Source organism: Thermococcus sp., assembly GCF_026988555.1.
In the GTDB taxonomy this organism is placed as follows: Archaea; Methanobacteriota_B; Thermococci; order Thermococcales; family Thermococcaceae; genus Thermococcus.
In genome coordinates this window covers 21,170-32,172 of the sequence record NZ_JALSLB010000065.1, presented here as the reverse complement: position 1 = coordinate 32,172, position 11,003 = coordinate 21,170, and the positions used below count along the sequence as shown (strand labels likewise).

Annotated in this window: 17 protein-coding genes; all 17 read left to right on the top strand. The window is 55.4% G+C overall.

All coding sequences use genetic code 11. The annotated features are described in order from the left end of the window. Positions 1-71 precede the first annotated feature (71 nt). The 17 genes from MVK60_RS10965 (at position 72) to MVK60_RS10885 (ending at position 10,988) form a co-directional block, all read left to right on the top strand. Positions 72-1,634, top strand: coding sequence for a proton-conducting transporter membrane subunit (locus MVK60_RS10965; RefSeq protein WP_297439325.1), 1,563 nt, complete (start codon positions 72-74; stop codon positions 1,632-1,634). Positions 1,635-1,666: 32 nt separating this feature from the next. Continuing rightward, positions 1,667-2,266 (top strand): molybdenum cofactor guanylyltransferase MobA, encoded by a 600-nt coding sequence (gene mobA, locus MVK60_RS10960; protein ID WP_297439323.1) that lies wholly within the window; start codon positions 1,667-1,669, stop codon positions 2,264-2,266. Between the two features lie 126 nt (positions 2,267-2,392). Then, complete coding sequence (locus tag MVK60_RS10955) at positions 2,393-2,896, top strand: monovalent cation/H+ antiporter subunit E (RefSeq protein ID WP_297439322.1); 504 nt, start codon at positions 2,393-2,395, stop codon at positions 2,894-2,896. Further along, complete coding sequence (locus tag MVK60_RS10950) at positions 2,893-3,156, top strand: cation:proton antiporter (RefSeq protein WP_297439320.1); 264 nt, start codon at positions 2,893-2,895, stop codon at positions 3,154-3,156. Before MVK60_RS10955 ends, MVK60_RS10950 begins: the two co-directional genes overlap by 4 nt. Continuing rightward, positions 3,153-3,518: a monovalent cation/H(+) antiporter subunit G gene (gene mnhG / locus MVK60_RS10945; RefSeq protein ID WP_297439318.1), complete on the top strand. Its 366-nt coding sequence runs from the start codon at positions 3,153-3,155 to the stop codon at positions 3,516-3,518. Before MVK60_RS10950 ends, mnhG begins: the two co-directional genes overlap by 4 nt. Continuing rightward, positions 3,515-3,778, top strand: coding sequence for a hydrogenase subunit MbhD domain-containing protein (locus MVK60_RS10940; RefSeq protein ID WP_297439316.1), 264 nt, complete (start codon positions 3,515-3,517; stop codon positions 3,776-3,778). The genes mnhG and MVK60_RS10940 overlap by 4 nt, the downstream gene beginning before the upstream one ends. Then, the gene (mbhE, locus tag MVK60_RS10935; protein ID WP_297439314.1) at positions 3,775-4,071 is read left to right on the top strand and encodes a hydrogen gas-evolving membrane-bound hydrogenase subunit E; all 297 of its coding nucleotides are present in this window, start codon (positions 3,775-3,777) and stop codon (positions 4,069-4,071) included. Before MVK60_RS10940 ends, mbhE begins: the two co-directional genes overlap by 4 nt. Further along, positions 4,068-4,514, top strand: a complete 447-nt coding sequence (locus MVK60_RS10930; RefSeq protein WP_297439313.1) for a Na(+)/H(+) antiporter subunit B — start codon at positions 4,068-4,070, stop codon at positions 4,512-4,514. The genes mbhE and MVK60_RS10930 overlap by 4 nt, the downstream gene beginning before the upstream one ends. Then, positions 4,511-4,870 carry an NADH-quinone oxidoreductase subunit K gene (locus MVK60_RS10925; RefSeq protein ID WP_297439311.1) on the top strand — a complete coding sequence of 120 codons (360 nt, stop codon included), beginning with the start codon at positions 4,511-4,513 and terminating at the stop codon, positions 4,868-4,870. Before MVK60_RS10930 ends, MVK60_RS10925 begins: the two co-directional genes overlap by 4 nt. After that, entirely contained in the window at positions 4,867-6,414 is a 1,548-nt protein-coding gene (locus MVK60_RS10920) for a proton-conducting transporter membrane subunit (RefSeq protein WP_297439309.1), read from the top strand. Before MVK60_RS10925 ends, MVK60_RS10920 begins: the two co-directional genes overlap by 4 nt. A gap of 1 nt (position 6,415) precedes the next feature. Continuing rightward, entirely contained in the window at positions 6,416-6,763 is a 348-nt protein-coding gene (locus MVK60_RS10915) for a hydrogenase (protein ID WP_297439307.1), read from the top strand. A gap of 85 nt (positions 6,764-6,848) precedes the next feature. Further along, on the top strand, positions 6,849-7,358 hold the full coding sequence (locus MVK60_RS10910) for an NADH-quinone oxidoreductase subunit B family protein (RefSeq protein WP_297439305.1): 510 nt from the start codon (positions 6,849-6,851) through the stop codon (positions 7,356-7,358). After that, on the top strand, positions 7,355-7,576 hold the full coding sequence (locus MVK60_RS10905; protein WP_297439303.1) for a hypothetical protein: 222 nt from the start codon (positions 7,355-7,357) through the stop codon (positions 7,574-7,576). The genes MVK60_RS10910 and MVK60_RS10905 overlap by 4 nt, the downstream gene beginning before the upstream one ends. After that, positions 7,573-8,136 carry an NADH-quinone oxidoreductase subunit C gene (locus MVK60_RS10900; protein WP_297439301.1) on the top strand — a complete coding sequence of 188 codons (564 nt, stop codon included), beginning with the start codon at positions 7,573-7,575 and terminating at the stop codon, positions 8,134-8,136. The genes MVK60_RS10905 and MVK60_RS10900 overlap by 4 nt, the downstream gene beginning before the upstream one ends. Before the next feature lie 169 nt (positions 8,137-8,305). Next, positions 8,306-9,583, top strand: a complete 1,278-nt coding sequence (locus MVK60_RS10895) for a nickel-dependent hydrogenase large subunit (protein WP_297439299.1) — start codon at positions 8,306-8,308, stop codon at positions 9,581-9,583. 5 nt (positions 9,584-9,588) lie between these two features. After that, positions 9,589-10,581: a respiratory chain complex I subunit 1 family protein gene (locus MVK60_RS10890; protein ID WP_297439340.1), complete on the top strand. Its 993-nt coding sequence runs from the start codon at positions 9,589-9,591 to the stop codon at positions 10,579-10,581. Continuing rightward, the gene (locus tag MVK60_RS10885; protein WP_297439297.1) at positions 10,578-10,988 is read left to right on the top strand and encodes a 4Fe-4S dicluster domain-containing protein; all 411 of its coding nucleotides are present in this window, start codon (positions 10,578-10,580) and stop codon (positions 10,986-10,988) included. The genes MVK60_RS10890 and MVK60_RS10885 overlap by 4 nt, the downstream gene beginning before the upstream one ends. The last annotated feature ends 15 nt before the right edge of the window (positions 10,989-11,003 follow it).

Genomic DNA, 11,003 nt, shown 5'->3' with positions numbered 1-11,003 from the left:
AGAATGCCAAAAAGGAAATCTGCGAGGACTTTGAGAAGTTCGCCAAAAAAATATTCGAGTGAGGTGGTAGCATGAACGTTGTGGGATTAACCCCAATCATTCCAATCCTCTTCGCCTTCGCTCTGCCCCTAACGTCGATAATAGTTAGGGGGAACAGAAAGCTCATCCAGGGTTACGCGTTGCTCGGCACGGGCTTAACCCTGCTGAGCGCGTTCAAACTCTTCCAGCTTGCCTACTCCTCGAATAAGCCGTTGATCTACACCTTCGGTGGCTGGGCCGCTCCAGTGGGCATAATCTATGAGGTTGATAAGCTGAGCTCCTTAATGGCGCTCGTTACTGCCTTTCTGATGTTCGTGATAGCAATTTACAGTTACCGCTACCTTGAGCACGACTCTGGCTTAGAATGGTACTACACGCTCTACCTCGGCCTTGAGGCCGGCCTGTTAGGAGTCCTCCTAACTGGAGACGCATTCAACCTCTTCGTCATGATAGAAGTTACCAGCATCGCGGCTTATGCTCTTGTGATGTTCTACCGTGACAGGGGCGACTCAATCTGTGCCGGGCTGAAGTACGCTTTCATAGGCGCCATCGGCACGACGATGTACTTCCTGGCCCTTGGGGCGTTCTACTATGCCTTTGGAACGGTTAACATGGCCAACCTGAGCGCTTTAATCCACGGCATGAGCTTCCCGGTCGTTGGCAGCGCCTGGGGTGATGTGGTCATCGCCTCCGGCGTCGCGCTGGCTTTGGCAACGTGGGCGTTCCTCATTAAGGCTGCTATCTTCCCCAACCACTTCTGGCTCCCAGAGGCACACCCGGCAGCACCGAGTCCCATCTCGGCAGTTCTCTCCGGACTGGTCGTCAACGTTGGAGCATACTCCCTGCTAAGGTTCCTGTACACAGTCTACGGAGGAGTTTCCGGCAATTTGGCCCAGGTGGTCTCTCTGCTTAGCACCATAGCCATAGCGCTTGGCGCGGTTTCGGCAATGTTCGGTGCAATAATGATGCTCGTCCAGAGGGACGTGAAAAGACTCATAGCCTACTCGACGGTAATGCACATGGGCTACCTCTTCATGGCAATTGGCCTTGGTACAAAGCTGGGCCTTGAGGCGGCCCTCTTCCACATGGTTAATCACGCAATAGCGAAGGCTCTCCTCTTCCTCGCTGCCGGAGCCTTCATCCACGAGGTCGGTTCAAGAACAATCGAGGATTTAGCCGGTCTGGGCAGGAAGATGCCAGTCACCACTTTCGCCCTCGGAATAGCCACTCTGAGCCTCGTTGGTGTTCCGCCGTTCAACGTGTTCTTCAGCAAGCTTCTGCTCTTCAACGCGCTGATGGAGAGGAGCTTTGGTCTGGCCTTAGTCCTCGTGCTCAGCTCAGTTACAGCACTGGTTGCCTACGTCAGGGTGTTCTACGAGGTGTGGCTTGGAAGGCCGAGGAGGGAAGTTGAGGCCAGGGAGAAGGCGAGCATGTCGGCTGTGCTTCTGGTCCTTGCAGTGGTGTGCATCGCGCTCGGCCTGGTTGCACCTTATGTCATTGACCACTACATAACTCCAGCGGCCTCGCAGACTGTAAACTGGAAGCTTTACGTCCAGACGGCAGTTGAGTACGCCTCAAAGCTGAAGCTTCCGTGAACTTTTTTTATTCTTTTTCCGGAGGAGTCATCATGATCGGGGCTGTTTTGGCTGGCGGGAGGTCCCGGAGGTTCGGTGGTAACAAGCTCCTCCACAGGATAGACGGGAAACCGCTGGTTCTTCACACCATCGAGAGGCTTGAAAGCTGTCCCTCTATAGAGGAAGTGGTTTTGATAGCCTCCCCGGAGAACGCGGGGAGTCTCGAACGTTTTGGAAGAAGAATTATTGTGGACGAGCTCCTCGTTGGCCCGCTCGGCGGGATTTATACCGCCCTAAAACTTGGCGACGCCTTTGTGGTTGCCGGTGACATGCCCTCCATAGTCCCGGAGATCGTTGAGACCATAATCGGAGAGTTCCGGAAAAAGGAGGTAGACGCATGTGTTCCGAGGTGGCCAAACGGCTACATTGAGCCCCTCCATGCAGCATATTCAAAGGGATTCATGCGGGCAATAAAGAAACGGCTCGATGAGGGGGAATACCAGATAAAGAAGGCCCTTGAAATAGCGAAGGTTTGCTATTTTCCTTTGGAGGATGTCCCCAAAGAGTGGCACGTTAGCTTTTTCAACGTCAACCGGAGGAAAGACGTAGAAAATTTGGAAAACAAACTTGATATCTCCAGACCTCAAATTTAAACCTTTGGTTTACAACGAGCGGTTTCCTACCTTTTTTTGGCAATCAGGACTTTAAAAAAGCGTTTTAAGCAGAGACGAGAAATCACAACCGTAGGAAAACAAAAATGTTAACCCGGAGGTGGTAGCTTGCCCTTCATTTCGGCTTTCGTGTTCGCCTATTTAATCTGGCTCATCCTGACGGCCGGAACGAACGGACTGCTCTGGAGCACGCAGGAGCTGATAGCAGGCTTAATATTCGCCGGAATAGTCGGGTATGCGACTAAGGACATCGTAGGGGACAAATCGACCCGCTTCCTGAACCCAGTTAGATGGCTCGAGTGGATTGCATACGTTCCGGTCCTCTTCTGGGGGATGGTCAAGGCCAACTTCCACGTTGCTTACCTCGTCATAACCGGAAAGATAAGGCCGGGCATTGTCAGGGTTCCGGTCGAGCTTGAGAACGACGCCCAGTATACCATCTTGAGCAACTCGATAACGCTAACCCCTGGAACGCTCACTATCGATGCCTGCCCGGGGGAGAAGGCCCTCTACGTCCACTGGATTGACATTCCCCCCGGCTTGGAGAGGCCGGAAAACTCGGAGCCGGTATCGGGTCCCTTCGAAAAGTGGGCGAGGAGGCTGGGAAGATGATTGAACCGGCCTTCTTCTACTCGGCACTGATTATAGCGATAGGCGCGTTCTTGGCCATACTCAGGATTCTGCTCGGACCGAGCGTCCCCGATAGAGTCGTTGGAGTTGATACGCTCAACACACTGGTTGTGGCAGGCATGGTTCTCCTCGGCGCGGCCTACGACAGGACGATTTACATCGACATAGCCATCGTTTACGCTCTGCTAAGCTACATCGGAACACTCGTCGTAGCCAGATACCTCCAGGGGGGATTGGAATGATCGAGTACCTGATTTATGCCTTCCTCGCGATAAACATAACCTTCAACCTCCTCGGGAGTATCGCGTTACACCGCTTCCCCGACGTCTACACGAGGCTCCACGGGGCGACAAAGTGCACCACCTTCGGAACGATATTCGCTGTTTTAGCTGTGGTTACCCACGCCCTTTACAGGCTTCACGTCACAGGCGACCCGAAGTATCTCGGGATGGCCCTCCACAGCCTCATCGCGCTGGTGGCTCTCCTCTTAACGAACCCCGTCGGGGCACATGCAATAGCCAAGGCCGCACACCTGAGCGGCTACAAGCCAGCCAGAGCGGTCATCGATGCCTACGAGGAGAAGCTCGGGGGTGAGGAGGAATGAACGCCCTAACGATTGACATGACGATTCAGGCGATTATCCTAATCGGCGTCCTCATCACGGCCTACCTCACGATTCGCTTTAGAGATTTGCTGGCCGCCGCCCTAATGTCGGCCGCGATGAGCCTGCTCCTGAGCCTTGAGTTCTACATGCTCCACGCACCTGACGTTGCCATAGCCGAGGCAGCCGTTGGAGCTGGGGTTGTCACAGCCGTTGTGGTTTACGGCATAGCGAAGACCGAGAGATGGGAGGTGGAACCGTGAAGAGAACGATAGCATACCTCTCACTGCTGTTCATCCTTGGAGCGCTCCTCTACATAGCGAACCCCAACTACGGATTAACTTTCGGTCCAGGTGGAAAGGAGTGGCTCTCGTTGAGATACACGGACAACTACTACATCACCCACGGCCTCAAAGAAGTGGGAGGTACGAACATAGTCACAGACATCGTGTTTGATTACAGGGGCTACGATACGATTGGAGAGGCGACGGTTCTCTTCACGGCCATAGCCGGCGCGATAGCCCTTCTAAGGCCCTGGAGGAGGGACCAGGCATGAGAGAGGATATGGGGCTCATAGTGAAGACCACTGCCAGGGCTATAATCCCGCTCATAGGAATCTTCGGTGCCTACATAGTGGTGCACGGTCACCTTACACCCGGGGGTGGCTTCCAGGGAGGAGCGACGATAGCGGGAGCGGGTATATTGTTCCTTGTCGCCTTTGGCCTCGACGGGATGAAGGAGCACTACAACAAGAGCCTCTACTCGGTCTTGGAGGGAGTGGGCGGCCTCGTATTCCTCGGCGCGGCGATGCTCGGCATGGGCGTTGCGTTCTTCTACAACACGCTCTGGCACAATGGGCCAGTTTTCAACGGAGAACCAGGAACGCTCCTCTCGGCAGGATTCCTGCCGATAATGAACCTGGCAGTCGGTCTAAAGGTCTTTACGGGGCTAGTTAGCGCCCTCACCGCGATAGCGATGTACAGGAGGTGGAAGTCATGATTCAGTTCCAGTTCATTACAGCGTTCCTTCTCACAGTCCTCGGAATCTACGCCTTCCTAGCAAAGAGGAACCTGATAAAGCTGATTTTAGCGCTTGATATCATAGACTCAGGAATACACCTTCTCCTCATCAGCCTCGGCTACCGCATAGAGCTGAACCAGATCCCGACCGCGCCGATTTACACCGGCTACGAGACGCTGAAGAGCCCGATGGTCGGCCCGCTCCCACAGGCGCTGGTCCTCACGAGCATAGTCATCGGCGTCTGTGTCCTCTCACTGGCTGTGGCTTTGACGATAAACGCCTACCGCCACTACGGAACCCTTGACGTGAGAGCCCTAAGGAGGTTGAGAGGATGAACGGCGAGGCAATACTTCCCTACCTCATAATCATCCCTCTCTTCGGAGCGTTCTCGATGCCGATAGTGAACCTTCTCGGAAGAAAGGCCAGGGAAGCGTGGGCTGTCTTGATTTCCGGCGCGACTTTGATAGTCGGCTCGGGGATCTTTTACAGCGTCTGGGACACGAAGGAAATCCTCGTCTACACCCTCGGCGCCAAGAGCCCGCTCGGCCAAGGCGTCAGCTTCCCGATAAGGATAGTCTGGGAAGTTGACCTCTTCGGGGCGATAATGGTCCTCATGGTAACGCTCGTGAGCTTCCTGGCGGTTCTCTATTCCCTCGGCTACATGAAGCACGACACCGGCCTCGACAAGTACTACACCCTCATCATAATCCTCGAGCTCGGAATGCTCGGCATAGCGGTAACCGGCGACCTCTTCAACTTCTACGTCTTCCTAGAGATAATGAGCATCGCCAGCTACGCTCTCGTCGCCTTCAGGAACGACACCTGGGAGGGCATTGAAGCCGGTATCAAGTACATGTTCGTCGGCTCGATAGCGAGCGCCTTCGTGCTCCTCGGCATAGCGCTCCTCTACGGCCAGTACGGAACGCTCACTATGAGCTATCTGGCGGTCAAGCTCGCTGAAAGCCCGAGCGTTACGGCCAAGGTTGCCCTGGCGCTCTTCATAGCGGGACTTCTCTTCAAGAGCGGTGCTTCTCCAGTCCACATGTGGCTGGCAGACGCCCACCCGGCCGCGCCGAGCTCGATAAGTGCGATGCTCTCCGGTCTCGTCATCAAGATAGGCGGAATCTACGCCCTCACGAGGATACTCTTCAGCATCTATGGGGCGAGCATAAGCGTGAAGACCGTCGGGTGGGTCATCATCATCTTCGCCTGCATAACGCTGGTAGTCGGCAACGCGATGGCGGTAATCCAGAACGACATGAAGAGGCTCTTAGCATACTCTTCGGTCGGACAGATAGGCTACATCCTCCTCGGCCTCGGAATCGGCTTAGCGGCCTACGGAAGCCAGACGGGAGAAACAGCAATGGCGGGGGCGATTTACCACACCTTCAACCACGCCCTCATGAAGGCACTCCTCTTCCTGATTGCGGGCGTCGTAATCCACCAGCTCGGCACGAGGGACCTCAACGAGCTGAGCGGCTTAGCCAAGACCATGCCTAAGACCACATTCGCCTTCCTGATTAGTGCGGCCGCGATAATAGGAATGCCGCCCCTCAACGGCTTCGCGAGCAAGTGGCTCATCTACGAGAGTTCAGCGGTATTCAACCCGATACTCGGTGCGATAGCGATAATCGGAACGGCATTCTGTACAGCGGCATACGTCAAGGTGCTCTACACCTTCTTAGGAAGGCCGGGCGAGAGTGTCATGAAGGCCAAAGACCCCGAGGGAAGCATGATGATACCGATAATACTCCTAACGGCTGCGATAATCGTCATGGGGCTCTTCCCGTGGCAGATAAGCGACAAGGTCATGATTCCAGCCGCGAAGGCTCTTGAGAACCAGCTGGCTTACATTGGAGCGGTCTTAGGGGGTGCGTGAAATGTTCGGCTACTGGGACGCCCTCTACTTCGTCTTCGTCTTCATCATCGGCCTAATCCTGGCTTACATCCTCGACAAGTGGGCCAAGAGGAGCAGCATGGGGACGAGGGAAGTCGGCGACGGGACGAAGATATTCATAAGCGGTGAGGACCCCGAGGAGGTGATTCCGGGCTTCGAGCACCTCGAGGGTCACTACACCGGCAGGAACGTCATGTGGGGGCTGACCTACGCGCTCAAGCGCTTCTTCACCGCCCTCAAGGCCGATCACACCGGACTGCTGACCGACTACGTGAGCTACCTCGTCATAGTTACCGCCTTCGTCATGGGAGTGCTACTAATCTGGGGGTGAAAAAAGTGGCGTTCATGATTGTGGAATTTGAAAAAAGAAACGTGAGAAACCCCTTCATAACAAGGCTCATAGGGGGTGAAGTGAGATGACAATAACCGTTCCCGCTAACGGAGGTTCAAACTCACCGGAACGCGAGAGGCTTGAGAAGAGAATCGCCGAGCTGTGCAGGTTCATCGGGAAGTCACCGTGGGTCTTCCACGTGAACACCGGCTCGTGCAACGGCTGCGACATCGAGATAATAGCGGCCCTAACGCCCCGCTACGACGCGGAGCGCTTCGGAGTCAAGCTCGTCGGCAGTCCGAGGCATGCCGACATACTCCTCGTTACCGGGCCGGTAACCAACCAGAGCCTCGAGAGGGTTAAGCTGGTCTACGAGCAGACGCCCGAGCCGAAGATAGTGGTCGCTGTAGGCTCCTGCCCCACCGGCGGGAGCGTCTTCTACGAGAGCCCCTTCACCAACGCACCGCTGAGCAACGTCATTCCGGTAGATGTTTACGTCCCGGGCTGTCCACCGAGACCAGAGGCAATACTCCACGGCGTCGTTTTGGCGCTGGAAAAGCTCGCGAAAATGTTGAAGGGGGGTCTGGAAGAATGATGACGTTTGGAAAGGTTCACTGTCATTACACGCCCGAAGGGCGCTCCAAGAAGGTGAACGCTGAGGAGAAATCGGGTGAAGAGCCCCCCACCCCACAAGGTGCCCAGTTGGTTAGAAAAATACTTTCCGCGAGCGCTTCGTGGGAAGCGAAGCTTCCCGACGTGTTGGGGCTCTGTCCCAACATGCGGAGCAAAGGGCTCCTGGAGGTGAAAGAATGAGCGAGACTCATGCTAACGAGGGAACTGAGGTTAAAGAGCCCACCAAGGCCGAGAAGGTCGCGAATGCAATAGCGGAGCGCTTCCCCAACGCCAGGGTCGAGGTCAAGACCAACAAGTGGGGGCGCGAGAGGGTCTGGGTGAGAGTCCAAAAGGAGGACTACCGCGAGCTGATGAAGTTTTTAAAAGCGCTTGACGGTGAGACTCACTACTCGATAGGCATCGAGCAGGACTGGGGGGAGGAGCTCGGCTTCCTGAACCACCTCGTGATTTACTACGACGACGCCCCGGCTGTATCTCTCATAGTGGACGCCCACACGCCCAAGGACGAGCCAACTTTGCCAGACATCAGTGACATCTTTCCGATAGCCCTCCAATTCGAGAGGGAGGGCATGGAGATGGTCGGCATAGACTTCGAAGGAGCGCCAGACAGGAGAAGGCTCTTTTTGCCGGACGACTTCCCGGAGGGGATATACCCTCTCCGCCTCGACGACAAAGGCGTGCCAGAGGAAATGGTCCACAACGCAGGTCATCCATACAAGATAGGGGGTGCGAAGAAATGAGGCCAGTCCAAGGGGTTCACACTCACTTTACTCCCGAAGGGCGCATTTCACAGATGAACAAAAGCCAGAAGAAAATTGGTGAGGCACCCATTCGAAATAATGCCGATATTGCAGTGAGGGAGTTTCCGCGAGCGCTTTGCAAAGCAAAGGGCTCTGGGGGTGGGAAGAAATGACCAAAGTCGAGTACTGGGTCAAGATGCCCTTCGGTCCGATTCATCCGGGCTTAGAAGAGCCCGAGAAGTTCATTCTAACGCTCGACGGCGAGAGGATAGTTGATGTCGATGTCAAGCTCGGCTACAACTTAAGGGGAATCCAGTGGATAGCCCTGAGGAGGAACTACGTCCAGATAATGTATCTGGCGGAGAGGATGTGCGGAATCTGCTCCTTCTCGCACAACCACACCTACACAAGGGCCGTCGAGGAGGCGGCCGAGATAGAGGTGCCCGAGCGGGCGGAGTACATTCGCGTCATCGTCGGCGAGCTGGAGAGAATCCACTCCCATCTGCTCAACCTCGGAGTTTTGGCCCACGACATAGGCTATGACACGGTTCTGCATCTCACGTGGCTCGCCCGTGAGAAGGTCATGGACACCCTTGAGGCGGTGGCAGGAAACCGCGTGAACTACTCGATGGTAACAATAGGGGGCGTCAGGAGGGACATAGACAAGAAGAAGAGAAGGATAATCCTCGACATGATAAAGTACTACAAGGGGGTATTTCCCCAGATTGAGGAGGTATTCCTCCACGACCCGACGATAGAGGCCCGTTTCAGGGACACGGCAGTGATAAGCAGGCGCGTCGCGATTGAGCAGGGCGCAGTCGGCCCGACCGGAAGAGGTTCCGGCATTAGAGACGACGCGAGATGGAGCGAGAGGCTCGGCGTTTATCCAGACCTCGGGATAAAGCCCGTTATGCCCCAGGACGTTACGGGCGAGAGGCCGAGGGGGGACGTTTTCGACAGAATGGCCGTGAGAATAGGCGAGCTGTGGCAGAGCCTTGAGCTTATAGAGCACGCCCTCGACGGGATGCCGGACGGGAAAATCAAGGTTTTTTCAAAGGACAACATCCTGGTCGCGAAGCTCAGGATAATGGTGGACGGAGAAGGGGTTGGTAGGTACGAAGCCCCGAGGGGAGAGCTGATTCACTACGTCCGCGGAAAGAAGGGAAGCGACAAGCCTCTCCGCTGGAAGCCAAGGGAGCCGACCTTCCCGAACCTCTTCGCGGTTGCCGAGGGCGTTAAGGGCGACCAGGTCGCGGATTTTGTTGTCGCAGTTGCCTCAATAGACCCCTGCCTGAGCTGTACCGACAGGGTGGCAATCGTTGAAGACGGCAGGAAGAGAATCTTAACCGAGAGGGACCTCCTCAAGGCATCGATAAAGAAGACGCGCGAGATTAACCCCGAGGTGAAGGGCGACCCAAGCCCCCTCGGGGTGACCTGTTCGAGGTGATGGGGATGAACGTGATGAGCAACATCGTTTACCCGGTCGCAGGTCTACTCGGCCTCTACGGCTTCGTCTCACTCGCCTCACTCCTCTGGGAGGGAATAGACAGGAAGCTGGTCGCCAGAATGCAGAGGCGCGTTGGACCGCCACTGATACAGCCATTCTACGACTTTCTAAAGCTCCTCAGCAAGGAAACGATAGTTCCAAACACTGCCAACTACATGTTCAGGGCCGCGCCAGTTTTAGCCTTAGCGACTGCCATAGCGCTCCTAGCTTATACACCGATGGGCTTCTCGCCGATTTTGGCGAGCAAAGGTGACGTCATCGTCTTCATCTACCTCCTCGCCCTGATAAGCTTCTTCAAGATAGTCGGCGCCATAAGCTCTGGCAGTCCGTACGCGAAAATAGGAGCCGCGAGGGAAGCGACGATAATGGTGTCTAGAGAGCCGGCGATGATGCTGGCGATATTCGCCATAATGTGGCGCCTCGGTAAGCTCGGCGTGACCAAGCCATTCAGCCTCGGGATATTTTACAGGCACAACATCTGGGAGATAGGGACGCCGATGAGCTTCGTTGGGGCGATAATACTCCTCTACGTCTTCGCAGTGTGGCTGGCGAGCGAGATTGAGGTCGGGTTCTTCAACATACCCGACGCCGAGGAGGAAATAGCCGAGGGACTGCTCGTGGAGTACAGCGGAAGGTACCTTGCCCTGCTCAAGCTGACGAAGGCGCTCAAGGCTTACATAGCCGCTTCCCTCGTCGTGGCGATATTTTTCCCCTGGGGGATAGCGAGCTACTGCAACCTCACCGGCCTCTCAGCGGGCATCGTGAACCTGCTCTTCCACACACTCAAGGTCTTCGTGCTGCTCTTCGTCGTAGATAGCGTCTTCAGGACAGTGACGGGAAGGCTGAAGATAACGCAGGCCGTTGACTTCCTCTGGAAAAACGTCTTCTTAGCGTCGCTCGTCGGATCACTTCTCATAGCGATGGAGGTGATAATGTGAGGGCACCAATACTCGTCCCAACAGTGCTGAGGAACCTAGCAAAAAAGCCGGCGACCAACCTCTTTCCAGAGACAGAGCCAGTTCCAATACCCGAGGACTTCAGGGGAATAATAAGCTACAACGTTGACAAGTGCGTTGGTTGCAGAATGTGCGTAACCGTCTGCCCGGCAGGTGTCTTTGTTTACCTGCCGGACATCAGGAAAGTAGCCCTCTGGACAGCCCGTTGTGTCTTCTGCAAGCAGTGCGTCGACGTCTGTCCGACCGGGGCATTACGAATGAGCAACGACTTTCTCTTAGCCAGCTACGACAACTACGACGACAAGTTCATCCCACTGAAGGAGGAGAAAATCGAGGAGGTAAGGCGGAAGCTTGAGGAGAAAAAGAAGGCCAAGGGGCAGGGTGTTTGAGGCACTTTATCTAAT